Here is a 15,902-nt window from a genome sequence, read left to right on the forward strand (position 1 = left end):
TTTGAAATACTGTAAAACCAACTTTATTTTTTGAAAAGTTTATTCGTAAACCCTTATTTTACGTCCAGTTTACAGGTTATTATACAATAATTGCAACGTATGAAAATCAGACGAACCATCAAAGTGTTTGTGAAGCACTTCTTGAAAAATAGGTTCTGTATTTTGAACGCTAGCAAACAAGGTCATACACGATTGAAGATTTTCTAAATCAATACTTTCAAAAATATCAGAAACATTTTCTTCTTTTTTGATTAATTCAGAAGTGATTTCTACAAGATGTTTGCCTAAAATTGGATGTTCCAGAAAAGCAATTGCTTCATCGGCATTTTTGATTTCGTAAAATTTGGAAGTATCGGTCAAACCCATTCCTTTTATCTGTGGAAATATAAACCACATCCAAGGAGATTCTTTTTTACCATTCTTGATTTCGTCCAGAGCTGTCAAATACAATTTATTCTGAGCATCTAAAAAACGAAGCAGTCCATTATTGTTGTAGGCCATTACTTACTGATATTTATTTGGGGTATCAGACCATAAATCTAGTCAAAATATGTTTACTTGTACATTCCTCAATTCATTTTTTAATGCCTTTTTTTAACATTTTAAATTGAATAATTTAGAAATGCGATTATAGGCAGAATTTGATAACTTGATTTTGTATTAACAGATAAAATCGTATTAATAAAAGATTTTTATGTTATAAAATGAAGTTTTAGTTGGTAATTCTGTTATGATTTTTCTATTTTTATGAACAGACGGTTTCTAAAACGGTCTGAATTCTTTAAAATTAGGATTGATATTGAACATCTTACAATATCAATATTTTCAACCGGGCAAGCTTCGCCCATAAACAAATAAATGCTTATGAAAATAGGATTAATCGGATTCGGAAAAACTGGAAAATCAGTAGCTTCAATATTATTAGAAAATAAAAAATTCTGCTTAGAATGGGTTTTGCGCCAAAGTACGGTTTTAGAACACAGATCGGTTCCAGAATTTTTTGGAGTGCAGTCAAAAGAACCCGGCTTAATCTATTCTAGTTCTAAAACTTCTATTGAAGAATTATTAGAAAAGCATCCTGTCGACGTTATTATAGATTTTTCGTCACATGAGGGAATTTACACCTATGGAGAAGAGGCGGCCAAAAAAAATATAAAAATCATTTCGGCAATCTCGCATTATAAAGACAAAGAGTTGGCTTTTCTGAAAAAGCTTTCAAAAAAAACTACTGTGTTTTGGTCGCCAAATATTACTTTAGGGGTAAACTATTTATTATTTGCCGCTAAATTTTTAAAGAAAATAGCACCTTGGGTTGATATCGAAGTAAACGAAGAACATTTTAAAACCAAACAGGGAACATCTGGAACAGCGGTAAAAATTGCCGAAGCACTTGATGTGGATAAAGAAAATATCAATTCGGTTAGGGCAGGAGGAATTGTTGGAAAACACGAAGTTATTTTTGGTTTTCCGTTTCAAACCGTTCGTTTAATTCACGAATCGATTTCTAGAGAAGCTTTCGGGAACGGAGTTATTTTTGTGGCCGAAAATCTAAAAGAGAAAGAAAAAGGATTATATAATTTTGAAGATATCTTGACGCCTTATTTTACGGTTTAATGTTGTTTTTTGCCGCTAAGACGCAAAGGCAGTAAGTTTTTTTTTTGAAAAAATGGCTGGTGCTTTTTTCTCAGTGGAGTTGAAGGATAAGCGTAATGTATTTAAGGTATATTTTAATCTCGCAAAGTCGCAAAGTTTTTCTTTTTTAAGTTTTTAAATTTTAAAACTTTGCGGCTTTGTGTCTTAGCGGCAAAAAAAACTTACTTCCTAAAAGTCAAAGCCTTCATATATTCTAAATTCATTTTAGCAATTGAAAGAACCGAAATTCCTTGCGGGCATTCGATTTCGCAAGCTCTTGTATCGGAACATGCTCCAAAACCTTCTTCATCCATTTGTTTTACCATCGAAACCGCACGTGTTTGGGCTTCTAATTTTCCTTGAGGTAAAAGTGCCAGATGTGTTATTTTGGCTCCAACAAACAAAGCAGCGCTGGCATTTTTGCACGAAGCCACACAGGCTCCGCATCCAATACAGGCAGCAGCATCAAAAGCGGCTTCTGCCGTTTCATACGAAATCGGAATACTGTTTGCCTCTGGCGCTTGACCCGTAGCAGCACCAATAAAACCTCCCGAAGCAATAATGGAATCAAATGCTTTGCGATCGATTTTTAAATCACGTAGAACAGGAAAAGCTTTTGCGCGAAAAGGTTCAATATAAATAGTGTCTCCATCTTTAAAACTTCTCATATGAAGCTGACAGGTTGTAGTATTTTTTAATGGACCATGAGCGCGTCCGTTTATCATAACGCCACATTGCCCGCAGATTCCTTCACGACAATCGTGATCAAACTCGATCACTCTTTCTCCATTTTGAATAAGAGATTCGTTTAAAAGATCCAGCATCTCCAGAAACGACATATGTTCAGACACTCCATCAATTTCATAATCTGTCATTTCTCCTTTTGTTGAAGAATTAAACTGTCGCCATATTTTTAGATAAAGTTTCATAGATAATTGTTAATTATGAATTATGAGTTATGAATTATGAGTTATGAGGTATTAATTGTGAATTAATAATTTACAATTAACAATTCACAATTATTTATAGCTTCTCACTGCAAGTTCTACCGATTCAAAGGTTAAAGGTTCTTTGTGAAGTTCGGGTTCGCTATTTAAACCTTTCCATTCCCAAGCTGATACGTAACAGAATTCAGCGTCATTGCGGACAGCTTCTCCGTCGGCGGTTTGGTATTCTTCTCTAAAGTGTGCGCCGCAGGATTCTTCGCGTTGTAAGGCATCGTAACACATTAATTCGGCTAATTCGATATAATCGGCAATTCGTCCGGCTTTTTCAAGTTCGCTGTTTAACGTGTTATCGCCTGTAATTCTAAGATCTTTTTCAAATGAAGCTTTCAGTTCGCGGATTTCAACTAGAGCTTCTTCCAATTTTTTTCTGCTTCGCGAAAGACCGCATTTTTCATACAATAAGCGTCCTATTTTTTTATGGAAATAATCTGCTGAAAGTGTTCCGTTGGTATGTAAAAAACGATCGAGCTGTCTTCGTACCGTTTTTTCAGCTTCCTCAAATGCGGGATGGGAAATATCTGTTTTAGGTAAATTCAATTCGCCTGCCAAATAATTCGGAATCGTATAAGGCGCAATAAAGTAACCGTCAACACAAGCCTGAAGAAGCGAATTGGCACCGAGACGATTAGCACCATGATCGGCAAAATTGGCTTCGCCTAAAGCAAATAAACCAGGAATTGTGGTCATAAGCTCATAATCAACCCAAAGTCCGCCCATAGTAAAATGCGCCGATGGCGAAATCAGCATGGGTTCTTTGTAAGCGTTTATGCCAGTAATCTTTTCGTACATAGCAAAAAGATTACTGTATTTGGCTTCGATTTTATCTTTTCCTTGCGCTTTAATGGCATCCGAAAAATCGAGATAAATAGCATTTTTCATTGGCCCAACGCCATGTCCGGCATCAATTCTTTCTTTTGCGGCTCTTGACGAAATATCTCGTGGAGCTAGATTTCCAAAGGAAGGATAACGGCGTTCTAAGTAATAATCGCGTTCCTCTTCGGGAATGGCGTTTGCATTTCGATCATCTTCTGCTTTTTTCGGAACCCAAATACGGCCATCATTTCGAAGTGATTCTGACATTAAAGTCAGTTTTGATTGGTTTTCACCATGCTGTGGAAGCGAAGTAGGGTGAAACTGAATCCAGCTTACGCCTGCCATATAAGCGCCTTTTTTATGCGCGCGCCAAATGGCAGAACTGTTGCAGCCCATGGCCAAAGTAGAAAGATAATATACTTTTCCATAACCTCCAGAAGCCAGAACAACGGCATCTGCAGCGTGACGTTCTAAAATTCCTGTTTCAAGATTTCGAGCGATTATTCCTTTGGCTTTGCCATCAATAACAACGAGTTCGAGCATTTCGTGACGGGTATACAAAGTCACTTTTCCTAAAGATGCTTGACGTTCTAAAGCTTGATAAGCGCCCAATAAAAGCTGTTGTCCGGTTTGGCCTCTAGCATAAAAAGTTCGAGAAACCTGAACGCCTCCAAAAGATCTGTTGTTTAAATATCCTGCATATTCCCTTGCAAAAGGAACACCCTGCGCAACTGCATGATCGATAAGATGTACAGAACATTCTGCTAAACGATAAACATTGGCTTCTCGTGATCTGAAATCGCCACCTTTTATAGTGTCGTAAAACATTCTATACGTGCTGTCTCCATCGTTTTTGTAGTTTTTGGCAGCGTTTACTCCGCCTTGAGCGGCAACAGAATGTGCGCGTCTTGGAGAATCTTGAAAGCAGAAAGATTTTATATTATAGCCTTGCTCAGCAAGAGAAGCTGCACACGAAGCGCCTGCAAGCCCTGTTCCGACAACAATAATATTTAGTTTTTTTCGGTTGGCAGGATTGACCAATTTGGCTTTAGACTTGTAAAGACTCCATTTATCAGCAAGAGGACCTTCGGGTATTTTTGATTCCATCATTTTTAGTGGTTTAAAATGAATCCATGCAAAAGTTCAAAAGAAAACTAAATTTAGTATAAAATATTGATATTTAGCTGTTTTTTGTATGAATATATTTAAACAAAAATGGACTTTAAGTATATTAAATAATCAGATTTAGTATAGAAAGGAAATTAAAAAAAATTGTTGAATTCGCTCTATCTGAGTGAAATAAAAAACTTATGAGGGTTATATGCTTAAATTTTTCACGCAGATTTAAAAAGATTTAAGCAGATTATTACAGATTCTAAATAAAAAAATCTGCAATAATCTGCTAAATCTGCGTGAAACAAAAACTTTCAGCAGTTATATATTTAAATCTTTTACGAAGATTCTAAATAAAAAAATCTGTTGAATCTGCTGAATCTGCGAGTAAAATTTACTCCCGCAGATTTAGCAGATACAGCAGATTTATAAAATTGAATTGAAATATTTTTGAAGGATTATTTCTCGATTATCATGGTAACTCCTTGACCACCTGCAGCGCAGATAGAAATTAGCCCTCTTCCAGAACCTTTTTCGTTGAGCAGTTTTGCCATTACACCAATAATTCTTCCTCCAGTAGCGGCAAAAGGATGTGCTGCCGCCAAACTGCTGCCTTTTACATTCAGTTTGTTTCGATCAATGGCACCTAAAGTTTTCTTTAAACCTATTTCGGCACTTAGTTCTGGGCTTTCCCAAATTTTTAAAGTGGCTAATGTCTGAGCAGCAAAAGCTTCGTGAATTTCATAATAATCGAAATCTTGCAAGTTTAATTCTGCTTTTTCCAACATTCTTGAAGCAGCAAATAAAGGCGCTAAGAGAAGATTTTGTTGGTTTTTAACGTATTCAATTGCAGCAATTTCTGCGAAAGTAATATACGCCAAAATAGGTAGTCCTTGCTCTTTTGCCCATTCTTCGCTTGCTAAAAGAATACAAGAAGCACCGTCTGTTAGTGGCGTTGAATTTCCTGCGGTAAGAGTTCCGTTTACTTTATCAAAAGCTGGACTTAGTTTGGCTAATTTTTCAATCGTACTGTCTCTTCTTAGATTATTATCTTTTTCTAAACCATTAAAAGGAGTAATCATATCATCAAAAAATCCCTCATCATAAGCTTTTGCCATATTGAGATGACTTTTTAAAGCAAATTCATCTTGTTCTTCGCGTGAAATTTTATAATATTTTGCTGTAATTTCAGTATGTCCGCCCATAGAAAGTCCTGTTTGCGATTCTTCATTTCGAGGAACTAACGGACTAAGATCTTTTGGACGAAGTTTTAGAAAAGTTTTAATTTTTTCGCCCAATGATTTTGCTTTTCTGGCTTCCAATAAGATTTTTCGAAGTTTCTCGCTCACAGCAATCGGCATATCACTGATAGAATCTACACCTCCAGCAATTCCAGAATCTATTTGTCCGAGAGCAATTTTGTTGGCAATATAAATAGCGCTTTCAATTCCCGTATCACACGCTTGTTGCAAGTCGCATGCAGGTGTTGCCGGGTCGAGGCTGGTCTGCATGACACATTCGCGAATTAAATTGTTGTCGTAAGTATGTTTGATTACAGCACCTCCAGCAACTTCGCCTAATAACTTCCCTTTCAGATTGTATTTATCAATAAGACCATTGAGAGATGCGGTCATCATTTCTTTATTTCCAACATTGGAATAAGCTGTATTAGCTCTCGCAAAAGGAATTCTGTTATAGCCTACAATAGCAACTTTTTTTATTGTATTTGATTTCATATCAGGGAGTTATTTGTTTTGGTTTTCTCAGATTTAGAAATATAAAGATAGAAATAGATTTTTGTTTGCAACTTAATGTAGATTAATATTATCAGGAAATAACTTAGAGATGGCTGTTTTCAAATTTATTCTACCGATTTAGTATATTTTGTTTTATTTATTTAGAATGAATTAAAATAATTTGGAAAAGTTGAGATTTGCATATACTTTTGTCGCTCAATTTAAAATCAAAACCAAATGAAAATAATTTTTAATGCCAGAGTTTATCTTTTTGTGCTGTTTTTGAGCTCATTAAATATGATGGCACAACAGCTTGGAACTGTAAACGGAAAAGTTTCTTTGAGTGGCAATAAACCAGCAGAAAATATTGCTGTAGCTTTAAAAGGAACAAAATATTCAGATATTACAACTGTTTCAGGACATTATGAAATTAAAAATGTAAAGCCAGGAACATATACTATCGTATTAAATGGAGTAGGAATTCAACCTGTTGAGGATAAAATCGTAGTAAATTCTAAACAGACTACAACTAAGAATTTTTCTCTTTCTGAAAGTCAGGAAGATCTTGATGAAGTGGTAATTAAAAAGAATAAATACAAGCAAGACAAGCCTTCATTATCTTTGCGTCTTCAGACTCCAGTTTTAGAAATTCCTCAAAATATACAAATTGTAAGCGGTCAGACTTTAAAAGACCAGCAGATTACTAGTATGAGCGATGGAGTAATTCGTAACGTGAGTGGTGCTGTACGTTTAGAGCATTGGGGAGATTTGTATACGAATATTACTATGAGAGGTTCTCAAATTCAGGCTTTTAGAAACGGATTTAACGTGGTTTCTTCTTTCTGGGGGCCATTAACAGAAGACATGAGTTTTGTAGACCATATTGAGTTTGTAAAAGGTCCGGCCGGATTTATGCTTTCAAGCGGCGATCCAAGCGGATTATATAACGTGGTGACTAAAAAGCCAACAGGTGTAACGAAAGGTGAGGTGAGTGCTATGGTAGGAAGCTATGATTTCTACAGAGTAAGTTTAGACCTTGACGGAAAATTAGATAAAAAAGGAAAATTATTATACCGTTTTAACGGAGCAGCACAAAAGAAAGGATCATTCCGTCCATTTGAGCATAACGATCGTTACGTAATTGCGCCTGTGATTTCGTATCAGATTGATGATAAAACAAAAATTACTGCCGAATATAATTTCCAATACGCAAATATGACCGAAGTAGGTTCTTACTATGTTTTTGGACCTAAATCTGATGGATATGCAACTTTACCTCGTAATTTTACGATGACACAGCCAGGACTGCCTGATACAAACATTCAGGATCATAGCGGGTATTTACAGTTTGAACACAAATTTGACGAAAATTGGAAGCTTACAGCTCAAACGTCTTATTTTAAATACATTCAGCAAGGATATAGCTCATGGCCAAGTTTAGTTGGGCCAGCTGAAATAGATACGGATGGTGACAAGATTTCAGATGTTTTTCTTGATAAGGGAGATATCATTAGAAATGTTGGTATTTGGGATGCGGAAAGTAATATGTATTTAGGACAGATTTTCGTGAATGGAAAATTCAGTACTGGAAATGTTTCTCATAAAGTATTGAGTGGAGTAGATTTAGGAAGCAAAGATTATATGGCAGATTGGGGACAATCTCATGATTTAGATACTTATGCAAATCCTTTTAATGTTTACAATCCAAATTATGGCACGCCTTCAAATGGTTTCCCGCAATTTGATCACGATACTCCTTTAAGTCAAAGAGCAGGTGGCCTTTATGGTTCGAAGTATGCGGCTGGATATGTTCAGGATGAACTTGGTTTTCTTGAAAATAGATTGAGATTGACTATTGCCGCAAGATATACATGGATTAGTCAGACGAGTAGCTATGAGCCAACAAAGTCAGACAGTCATATTACACCACGTTTTGGAGCAAGTTATTCTATAACAGATAGTTTTGCGATATATGGATTATATGATCAGGCTTTTTTGCCACAAATTGGTAATGTTGCACCAGGACAGGAAATTAAACCTTTGACAGGAAATAATATTGAATTTGGTCTTAAAAAAGACTGGTTCGATGGCTCATGGAGTACATCTTTATCGGCATACAATATTTTAAAGAAAAACGAATTGACTGCAGATCCTACAAGTAATCCGAGCAACCCAGTTAGTGTTGTATTAGGTGAGAAAAGAGCACAGGGTGTTGAATTTGATGTGAGAGGAAAAATTGCTGACGGTTTAAATCTTATTGCTAATTATGCTTTTACTGAATCGATTGTACTTAACTCAAATGTTTCGACTATAAAAGAAGGTTCTGTTGTACCTGGTTATGCTAAACATACCGCAAATGCATGGTTAAATTATACGATCCAGAATGGTAAGCTAAAAGGGTTTGGTGCTTCGATTGGAGGAACTTTCCTAGACGGACGCCAAACAGACACTTGGAGTCCAGGACTTGTAAAACTTCCAACTTATTTTAAACTAGACGGTGGATTGTCTTATGAAACGGGTAAAATTAAAGTTACAGCAAACGTATTCAATATTTTAGACAGATATCTTTACAGCGGTTCTTACTACGAGTGGTTAAGTGCTTATTACTGGCAGGCTGAAGCTCCAAGAAATTTTAGAGTTGGTGTTACTTATAAATTTTAAGTAAAGGTTCTGAGGTGCTAAGGCTCAAAGGGACAAAGGTTTGAAAATCTATATTTTTATGAATTGACTCCAGTTTTAACTGGAGGTGACAAATAAAGATTAAAAAAAGGCTTTAGCCAAACTATTGATGTTTGGCTAAAGCCTTTTGACTTTTGCTATATTTTTCATCCAGCTAAAGCTGGACGCTACTTAATTATTTTGAGAGATTTTAAAATTCTATTAGTAAAATCATCTTTTCTCGCAGATTTTGCAGATAACGCAGATTTTAATTTTAAAATAATAATCTGTTTAATCTGCTGAAATCATTTTAGATCTGCGTGAAAACTTCGAAAGTTTTAATAACTGAGATGTATATTTCTTTTGAATTGCCTCCAGTTTTAACTGGAGGTGACAAATAAAGATTAAAAAAAAGGCTTTAGCCAAACTAGTGATGTTTGGCTAAAGCCTTTTATCTTGTTTTATATTTTCATCCGGCTTAAGCTGGATGCTATTCAATTTTAAAAAAAAATCCTTTTAATCTATGTAATCTGTGGCAAAAAAACTTTGCGTCTTAGCGACTTTGCGAGATTAACAATTTATCCTTTCTTAATCAGCGGGATCAATTTTGCACCAATCAATTCAATAGCATTCATTAATTGTTTGTGAGTCAATCCAGCATTGTCCATCTGAAAAGTAAATCGATCTACGCCGCCAAGTGCTTCGCTATGTCTAAGGATTTTCTCCGCTGCTCTTTCCGGACCTCCGACAATTAAAACGCCCAAATCATCAATTAAACCATCAAATTTACCTTTGGTTACAGGAGGCCAACCTCTTTCGTATCCTAGTTTAGTCCATAATTCGGCGTAACCAGGATAGTATTCTTCGATTGCTTTTTCCGTTGTGCTGCCCACATATCCTGGCGAGTGTAAACCTACTTTTAATTCTTCAGGTTTATAGCCAGCCGTTTTTCCAGCTTCTCTATACAAATCGACTAAAGGTTTAAAACGATGTGTTTGTCCGCCAATTACGGCAACCATTAACGGAAGTCCTAATGACCCAGCTCTGATAAAAGATTCAGGAGTTCCTCCAACGCCAAGCCATATGGGCAATTTTTCTTGTAAAGCTCTTGGGTAAACTGGTAAATTATCTAAAGCAGGACGAAATTTTCCTTCCCAAGAAACAAATTCATTGTCTCTAATTTGAAGAAGCAATTCGAGTTTTTCTTTAAAAAGAGCATCATAATCTCTCAAATCATATCCAAAAAGGGGATAAGCTTCAATGGCAGATCCTCTTCCGACAACAATTTCGGTTCTTCCTTTTGAAATTAAATCTAAAGTCGCAAAACTTTGATAAACCCTCACAGGATCTGCAGCGCTTAAAACGGTTACAGCACTTGTCAGTCGGATGTTTTTTGTCCTTGCCGCCGCTGCACTCAAAATAACAGCTGTAGCAGAATCTAAAAACTCTTTTTTATGATGTTCTCCTATTCCGAAAACATCTAGACCAACTTGATCTGCAAATTCAATTCTTTGCAATAGCTGTTCCATGGCATCAACACTGCTCAGAGTATTGTTATCGCCGTACATTGCCGAAGCAAAACTGTCTATTCCTATTTCCATTTTTTTTTAGCTTTAAGCTTTACGCTATAGGCTGTAAGCATTTTAGAAAGCCTAAAGCTTACGGCTTATAGCTTAAAGCTATATTAATGTGAGAAACCAAATGAAATACTGATAATGATAATCATGATTACAATTAATGTAATGCCAACGTACAAGTAATCTTTTTCCAATAAAAATGAAAACAGCGAAAGCAACACACGTAAAACGGGTGTCATGAACAGGAAAATAATTCCTGTAAATATTAATGATTCACCATTTCCTTGAATTGCACCGTTGTAAACAGCCGCAATTACTTCAAATATATTTCGGTCATTTTCTTTAAAAACAGAATAATCCTCAATCTGATTTCCGTTATGAAGCAAATAAACAATTCCGCCGATGAAAGCTACCGACAACGAAATCCAAACCCCGTAACGAAGCAGGTTTCCTATGATTGTTTGAAAATCTTTTTCGCCAAATTTTTCTTCCTGTACCATATTAGATTTTTCCATTTAGTCCGTTATAAATCATGTTTATTGCCAAAACAAAAATCAGGCAGGCAAAAAATATTCTCAATTTTTTCGGATTTGTTCGCACTAAGATTTTGGCTCCAGCCATAGCTCCAAATAAAACTCCAATTACAACTGGCATACAAATTCCAGGTTCAATATATCCCTTTTGAATATAAATTACAGAACTCGCCATTGCGGTAACACCCATCATAAAATTGCTGGTTGTAGTTGAAACTTTAAACGGAACACGCATAATATTGTCCATTGCGATCACTTTAAAAGCACCAGAACCAATTCCGAGAAGACCAGACATCATTCCAGCAACTCCCATCATACTGAAACCGCCAATTACGTTTTTGGTTCCGTACTTTACGACTTCGCCATCGTGAGTAGGATAAGTTCCGTCCAATTTTAGTTTTTTAGCCAGCGGACTAGATTCTAAAACAATATGTTCTTCTTTTTTTCGAAGCGAATTAATAGCAGAGAAAATCAGCGTTAAACCGAATAAAACCGCAATAAAAGAAGTAGGGGCAATAGTAGAAAGCAATGCGCCACAAACCGCTCCTATAGTGGTGGCAATTTCGAGAAAAATTCCCATTCTCATATTAGTAATTCCTTCTTTTACATAAGCAGCGGCAGAGCCTGAAGAAGTGGCAATAACAGAGACTAAAGCGGCTCCAATGGCATAATGAATATCGACATTGAGAATAATGGTAAGAAGCGGAATGATGATAATTCCTCCGCCCAAGCCTGATAATGAACCTATAAATCCAGCCAAAAAGGCGCCAAGAATCATTATAAGCGTAAAGGTAAGTATTGTCATTTAAGATATGTTTTTGTAATTGCTAATTTACGAATACATATTTGTTCGAAACAGCTTTATGACCTTAAATATACCTTAAAAATGTTTGTTGTTTTTGGTTGATAGTTTTTGATTTATGGTTTTTGGTTAATCGTTATTTTTTTGTTGCAATTAATTTCTGCAAAGTTTAGGTAGCCATCAACTATCAACCAAAAACCATCAACAAAAAAAACTATATTCTATTATCAACGGCATAAGAGGTTTTTCCAATATTAGCCAATAGTAAAGCTGCCGCGGCACTTGTCCAAACTGAGTAATCAAGTGGAGCTTTTACAGAAACCGAAACGGACATGGCAAAGGCAAAAAAGAACATTAAAACCGTAGTTCCTAAAGCGGCAAGTCTGGTTTTGAAGCCAAATAATAGTAGGAGACTCAGTAAAACTTCAAAGAAAGTGGCAATTCCTGCCAGAATTTCTGCTGTGGCTTTGTTGGCAAATGAATTGAGGGTTTGTGTGTAGATTACAAAGTTTTCCCAATTTCCCCAGGCAACTTGGTTAGATCCTGGTGCGCCCCAAACTCCAAATCGGTCTGCTACGGCCGAAAGCATTGTGATTCCTAAAACTATTCTTAAAATTAAACCTGCTTCTAATATTGTGATGTTTTTCATTCTATAATTAATTTTTGATTTGAAGATGTTCCAGGTTCTTCTTAACCAAAGTTTTGTTTCCAACTACCTTAAAACCAAGTTTTAAATACAGTTTTTTAGCACTCGGATTGTCTTCTTCAACCAGAAGACCTAAAACCTCTTTATTTTTATGAACGTATTTATCAATCAAAAATTGCAATAATTGAGAACCAATTCCTTTTCCCTGATATTTCGGATTTACACCTAAAGAGTCAATGTAATACTCTCCATCCTGGGTTTCAAACTCTGGATCGAATTCTGGATTATAGTGTTTTCTAACGTATTCAACTATGGGATTTCTCAATTTTTCAATATCTGCACCATTATAAATGTTTACTGCGCCAATGATTTCATTATTTTCCTCAGCTACAAAACAATTTTGATAAGAGTATTGATTGTTTTCACTTTCGACGAAATGCTGCAGAAAGTCTTTCGCGGAAGCGTAATCTTCTTTCGCAATAAACTTATAGATAATATCTTCCATTGCTAATAATAATATGGGAGCAATATATTTTGAGTCTGATTTTTCGGCTTTTCTGATATTCATAGTGTAGTATTTTTAGCAAATTTAGTCTTTAAAATTATTTCGCGCAGATTTTAAAGGATTTGAGCAGATCTTAGCAGATTTTAAATAAAAAATCTGCAGAATCAGCTATAATCTGTAAAATCTGCGTGAAACAAAAAACGCATTATGCTTAATATATACAAATATACGTTCAATATATACCAATTAAGAGATTTCAACTCGTCTTATATTTGTAGTATGGTTTTAATTTAAACATTAAAAAGAAATGAAAGCAATAGGATTTAAAACATCATTACCCATAGAAAACCCAGAAAGTTTTATCGAATTTGAAGCCGTAAAACCAATTCCTGGACCACACGATCTATTAGTTAAAATTGACGCGATTTCAGTAAATCCAGTCGATTTTAAGATCCGCCAGAACAGCGCGAAAGACACTGTTTTAGAAACTCCAAAAATTATTGGATGGGACGCTGTAGGAATCGTTCAGGCTGTCGGGCAAGACGTTACTTTGTTTGAAGTAGGCGATCCCGTTTATTATGCTGGAGATATTACCAAACAAGGAAGCAATGCCGAATATCAGATTATTGATGAAAGAATTGTGGGCAGAAAACCTAAATCATTAAGTATTGAAGAATCAGCTGTAATTCCGTTAACGGCCTTGACTGCTTGGGAAATTCTATTTGACAGAATCAGAATTAGTGCCGATAAAGACAAAGGAAAATCTATTTTAATTATTGGCGGAGCAGGCGGAGTAGGATCGATTGCCATTCAATTGGCTAAGAAAATTGCTGGTTTAAACGTTATTGCAACAGCGTCGCGACCTGAAACGATTGAATGGTGCAAAAAGCAAGGAGCTGACTTTGTGGTAGATCATAAAGATTTGGTTTCTTCTGTTCGAGAAGCTGGTTTTGAATATGTTGACTTTATTTTAGATTTCGTAGATACCAATGCTTATTGGGATACAATGGTCGAATTGATTAAACCGCAAGGTCATATTGCTTCGATTACAGGAAGCAGCGATCCTGTTGCATTAACTAAGCTGAAAAGTAAAAGCGTTTCTTTTTCTTGGGAATTAATGTACACCCGATCCATGTATCAGACAGAAGATATGATTGAACAGCATAATATTTTAAATATTGTAGCAGACTTGCTAGACGATGGCATTTTGAAAACCACTTTAAATACAACCTTAAACGGACTTACAGCTGAAAATCTAAAGAAAGCGCACGAACTTTTGGAGTCAGGAAAGACAATTGGAAAGATTGCTATTAAGCTGTAAAGCTTAAAATCGTGTTAGTAATGGTTTAAAAGACTATTTGGAATTGTTTTAAATAATATTGTTTTTAAATAAGAAAATTTTGTATTTTCGTCAACTTACAAACCCAATTTGGATAAATTTTTAACCTAAAACAAATTATTTATGATTTCAAAAAACACAGACCTTGGATTATTACTGTTGCGTTTAAGCACTGGCGGATTAATGCTTTTTCATGGTGTTTCTAAACTGATTCACGGAATTTCGTTCCTTGTAGAAAATATGGGTGCATTTGGATATGCAGTCTACATTGGCGAAGTTTTAGCTCCAATTGCTATTTTATTGGGATTCAGAACTAGAATTGCAGCAGTTCTTTTGGCAATAACTTGTGTAGTGGCAGTTGCAACGGCGCATGCTCAGGAGGTTTTCTCAATTAGCGAGCACGGCGGTTATGCTTTAGAATTATTAATGCTTTATTTTTTAGGTGCTCTTGCATTATTCTTTACTGGAGCGGGCAAATATGCGGTTTCTAAAAACAATCAGTGGGATTAATTTACTGGCAATTATAAAAATTAAGAAAGCTCTAAATTTCGATTTAGAGCTTTTTTTATTTTATCCCTTTCATTTTGAACATATCATCGTATCATTTTGATAGGCTTTTATAAATTGACTGAAGCTTATTTTTTATTATTTGTTTTATAATGAGTGGTTTATTATGGTTTTGTTTGACGTGGCATACCTTTTGTTTTTGTGATGTTGTTGATGATATCATTAACAGCTCTTAATTCTAAAACATTTAAAGAATATGAAAACAAGTAACAAAAGAAATAAAGAAATCACAAAAACGTATTTTTCAAATAAATCTAGACGAAACAAAGATCGATTCGTCAACTTAATGGTATTTACGGTAGTTCTTTTTATTACTGTAATGCTAATCGCTAAAATAGTTTAGGTTTTAGTATGAAAACCATTCAGGACAAGACAGATGTGGCTGTTTTTTCTTCCAATGAAAAAATCATTGAACCTTTTGATTTTATTATCGAAGAAGCAAAAGCCGAACATATTTTTTATGTAAATGAAATCTGTGAGGAAACTCTATTATCTGCAAAAACTCGAGGAACTGGTATTTCAGGCCGACCTCCCGAACTGCTTGAGAAAAAAATAAAAGAAGGCGAAGCTATTATTGCATTTGCATCAGATGGAAAATGGGCAGGTTTTGCCTTTATATCTTCTTGGGAAAACGGAAAATATGTTTCTAATTCAGGATTAATTGTCGCGCGTGAGTTTAGACACACTGGTTTAGCAAAAAAAATCAAAAGAGAGATCTTCGAACTTAGTCGTAAAAAATACCCAGAGGCACTTATTTTCAGTCTTACAACAGGTCTTGCAGTGATGAAAATGAATCACGATCTAGGTTTTGAACCCGTTACTTATACTGAACTGACTCAAGATGAGGGGTTTTGGGAAAACTGTAAAAGCTGCATCAATTGTCCGATATTATTAAGCAAGGAAAGAAAAAACTGTTTGTGCACGGCGATGCTCTATGATCCTAAAAGGAAGAATATTTGAGATTCTCTTGAATA

Annotated in this window: 14 protein-coding genes; 5 read left to right on the top strand and 9 right to left on the bottom strand. The window is 35.4% G+C overall.

Annotation, left to right across the window (positions count from 1 at the left end; translation table 11 throughout):
• Window positions 1-69: 69 nt before the first annotated feature.
• The gene (locus RB618_RS19545; protein ID WP_308070310.1) at window positions 70-501 is read right to left on the bottom strand and encodes a DUF1810 family protein; all 432 of its coding nucleotides are present in this window, start codon (window positions 499-501) and stop codon (window positions 70-72) included.
• A 363-nt stretch (window positions 502-864) separates the two neighbouring features.
• Between RB618_RS19545 and RB618_RS19550 the strand changes: the two genes are divergently transcribed.
• A complete protein-coding gene (locus tag RB618_RS19550) occupies window positions 865-1,614 on the top strand; it encodes a dihydrodipicolinate reductase C-terminal domain-containing protein (protein WP_308070311.1) in 750 nt (249 codons plus the stop codon).
• 200 nt (window positions 1,615-1,814) lie between these two features.
• On the opposite strand, the gene RB618_RS19555 is transcribed toward RB618_RS19550, so the two are convergent.
• From RB618_RS19555 to RB618_RS19565, 3 genes are all read right to left on the bottom strand, one after another.
• Window positions 1,815-2,561: a succinate dehydrogenase/fumarate reductase iron-sulfur subunit gene (locus tag RB618_RS19555; protein WP_111376931.1), complete on the bottom strand. Its 747-nt coding sequence runs from the start codon at window positions 2,559-2,561 to the stop codon at window positions 1,815-1,817.
• 90 nt (window positions 2,562-2,651) lie between these two features.
• On the bottom strand, window positions 2,652-4,562 hold the full coding sequence (locus RB618_RS19560; RefSeq protein WP_308070312.1) for a fumarate reductase/succinate dehydrogenase flavoprotein subunit: 1,911 nt from the start codon (window positions 4,560-4,562) through the stop codon (window positions 2,652-2,654).
• Between the two features lie 461 nt (window positions 4,563-5,023).
• The gene (locus tag RB618_RS19565; RefSeq protein WP_308070313.1) at window positions 5,024-6,301 is read right to left on the bottom strand and encodes an acetyl-CoA C-acetyltransferase; all 1,278 of its coding nucleotides are present in this window, start codon (window positions 6,299-6,301) and stop codon (window positions 5,024-5,026) included.
• A gap of 237 nt (window positions 6,302-6,538) precedes the next feature.
• On the opposite strand from RB618_RS19565, the gene RB618_RS19570 reads away from it, so the two are divergent.
• Window positions 6,539-8,962, top strand: a complete 2,424-nt coding sequence (locus RB618_RS19570; protein ID WP_308070314.1) for a TonB-dependent receptor — start codon at window positions 6,539-6,541, stop codon at window positions 8,960-8,962.
• A 575-nt stretch (window positions 8,963-9,537) separates the two neighbouring features.
• Here RB618_RS19570 and RB618_RS19575 read toward each other — a convergent pair.
• The 5 genes from RB618_RS19575 to RB618_RS19595 form a co-directional block, all read right to left on the bottom strand.
• The gene (locus tag RB618_RS19575; protein WP_308070315.1) at window positions 9,538-10,560 is read right to left on the bottom strand and encodes an LLM class flavin-dependent oxidoreductase; all 1,023 of its coding nucleotides are present in this window, start codon (window positions 10,558-10,560) and stop codon (window positions 9,538-9,540) included.
• 83 nt (window positions 10,561-10,643) lie between these two features.
• Window positions 10,644-11,051 carry a DUF1634 domain-containing protein gene (locus RB618_RS19580; protein ID WP_111376936.1) on the bottom strand — a complete coding sequence of 136 codons (408 nt, stop codon included), beginning with the start codon at window positions 11,049-11,051 and terminating at the stop codon, window positions 10,644-10,646.
• Window positions 11,038-11,874 carry a sulfite exporter TauE/SafE family protein gene (locus tag RB618_RS19585; protein ID WP_308070317.1) on the bottom strand — a complete coding sequence of 279 codons (837 nt, stop codon included), beginning with the start codon at window positions 11,872-11,874 and terminating at the stop codon, window positions 11,038-11,040. The genes RB618_RS19580 and RB618_RS19585 overlap by 14 nt, the downstream gene beginning before the upstream one ends.
• 211 nt (window positions 11,875-12,085) lie before the next feature.
• Window positions 12,086-12,520 carry a DoxX family membrane protein gene (locus tag RB618_RS19590; RefSeq protein WP_308070318.1) on the bottom strand — a complete coding sequence of 145 codons (435 nt, stop codon included), beginning with the start codon at window positions 12,518-12,520 and terminating at the stop codon, window positions 12,086-12,088.
• A 7-nt stretch (window positions 12,521-12,527) separates the two neighbouring features.
• On the bottom strand, window positions 12,528-13,085 hold the full coding sequence (locus RB618_RS19595) for a GNAT family N-acetyltransferase (protein WP_308070319.1): 558 nt from the start codon (window positions 13,083-13,085) through the stop codon (window positions 12,528-12,530).
• A 244-nt stretch (window positions 13,086-13,329) separates the two neighbouring features.
• On the opposite strand from RB618_RS19595, the gene RB618_RS19600 reads away from it, so the two are divergent.
• The 3 genes from RB618_RS19600 (at window position 13,330) to RB618_RS19610 (ending at window position 15,888) form a co-directional block, all read left to right on the top strand.
• A complete protein-coding gene (locus tag RB618_RS19600; RefSeq protein WP_308070320.1) occupies window positions 13,330-14,343 on the top strand; it encodes a zinc-binding alcohol dehydrogenase family protein in 1,014 nt (337 codons plus the stop codon).
• 141 nt (window positions 14,344-14,484) lie between these two features.
• Complete coding sequence (locus tag RB618_RS19605; protein WP_308070321.1) at window positions 14,485-14,871, top strand: DoxX family protein; 387 nt, start codon at window positions 14,485-14,487, stop codon at window positions 14,869-14,871.
• A 408-nt stretch (window positions 14,872-15,279) separates the two neighbouring features.
• A complete protein-coding gene (locus RB618_RS19610) occupies window positions 15,280-15,888 on the top strand; it encodes a GNAT family N-acetyltransferase (RefSeq protein ID WP_308070322.1) in 609 nt (202 codons plus the stop codon).
• The last annotated feature ends 14 nt before the right edge of the window (window positions 15,889-15,902 follow it).

The sequence above is a fragment of the Flavobacterium sp. LHD-85 genome (assembly GCF_030929595.1).
GTDB lineage: Bacteria > Bacteroidota > Bacteroidia > Flavobacteriales > Flavobacteriaceae > Flavobacterium.

Bases quoted from the DNA above. Each gene is read 5' to 3' on its own strand.
- RB618_RS19545 (WP_308070310.1), bottom strand. From the start codon at position 501: ATGGCCTACAACAATAATGGACTGCTTCGTTTTTTAGATGCTCAGAAT.
- RB618_RS19550 (WP_308070311.1), top strand. From the start codon at position 865: ATGAAAATAGGATTAATCGGATTCGGAAAAACTGGAAAATCAGTAGCT.
- RB618_RS19555 (WP_111376931.1), bottom strand. From the start codon at position 2,561: ATGAAACTTTATCTAAAAATATGGCGACAGTTTAATTCTTCAACAAAA.
- RB618_RS19560 (WP_308070312.1), bottom strand. From the start codon at position 4,562: ATGATGGAATCAAAAATACCCGAAGGTCCTCTTGCTGATAAATGGAGT.
- RB618_RS19565 (WP_308070313.1), bottom strand. From the start codon at position 6,301: ATGAAATCAAATACAATAAAAAAAGTTGCTATTGTAGGCTATAACAGA.
- RB618_RS19570 (WP_308070314.1), top strand. From the start codon at position 6,539: ATGAAAATAATTTTTAATGCCAGAGTTTATCTTTTTGTGCTGTTTTTG.
- RB618_RS19575 (WP_308070315.1), bottom strand. From the start codon at position 10,560: ATGGAAATAGGAATAGACAGTTTTGCTTCGGCAATGTACGGCGATAAC.
- RB618_RS19580 (WP_111376936.1), bottom strand. From the start codon at position 11,051: ATGGAAAAATCTAATATGGTACAGGAAGAAAAATTTGGCGAAAAAGAT.
- RB618_RS19585 (WP_308070317.1), bottom strand. From the start codon at position 11,874: ATGACAATACTTACCTTTACGCTTATAATGATTCTTGGCGCCTTTTTG.
- RB618_RS19590 (WP_308070318.1), bottom strand. From the start codon at position 12,520: ATGAAAAACATCACAATATTAGAAGCAGGTTTAATTTTAAGAATAGTT.
- RB618_RS19595 (WP_308070319.1), bottom strand. From the start codon at position 13,085: ATGAATATCAGAAAAGCCGAAAAATCAGACTCAAAATATATTGCTCCC.
- RB618_RS19600 (WP_308070320.1), top strand. From the start codon at position 13,330: ATGAAAGCAATAGGATTTAAAACATCATTACCCATAGAAAACCCAGAA.
- RB618_RS19605 (WP_308070321.1), top strand. From the start codon at position 14,485: ATGATTTCAAAAAACACAGACCTTGGATTATTACTGTTGCGTTTAAGC.
- RB618_RS19610 (WP_308070322.1), top strand. From the start codon at position 15,280: ATGAAAACCATTCAGGACAAGACAGATGTGGCTGTTTTTTCTTCCAAT.